The organism is Enterobacter cloacae complex sp. P12RS (assembly GCF_014895875.1).
Classification (GTDB): domain Bacteria; phylum Pseudomonadota; class Gammaproteobacteria; order Enterobacterales; family Enterobacteriaceae; genus Enterobacter; species Enterobacter bugandensis.
Genome location: NZ_JADBQO010000113.1, coordinates 1 through 392, shown reverse-complemented (window position 1 = coordinate 392; position 392 = coordinate 1). Strand labels below are relative to the sequence as shown.

Genomic DNA, 392 nt, shown 5'->3' with positions numbered 1-392 from the left:
AATCAATACCCAATATATGTTTTCTCCTACAAATCCCAGGTACATAAGAATGTGTTGTGGTTGAAAACCTTAACTTTGGTTATCACTTCCACTATTGCAATGTAAAAAAAAGGACATTAGAAAGAACCAATCTTTTATTGACTTTTGATACCGTTTTTAAAAAAACAAATAAGAAACCAAAGCCTGATCTATTCGGTGAATACCATGCAGAAGGGAAAAACAAGAAAATAGATATGGAAACAATTGGGGACAATAAACGATATCCTATATATTTAGTTTGTCATGATGCAGGGCAAAAGAGAGGATTGAGTAATTTTAAAACGCCTAGCAACAAGTCAAAATTGTTTATTACAGGTTAATTTAAAATAAAACTACCCCTTATGAATTAGGGG

At 31.6% G+C, this 392-nt stretch carries 1 protein-coding gene; it reads left to right on the top strand.

The annotated features are described in order from the left end of the window. Positions 1–56 precede the first annotated feature (56 nt). Positions 57–359 (top strand): hypothetical protein, encoded by a 303-nt coding sequence (locus IM284_RS23180; RefSeq protein ID WP_193055980.1) that lies wholly within the window; start codon positions 57–59, stop codon positions 357–359. Positions 360–392 lie beyond the last annotated feature (33 nt).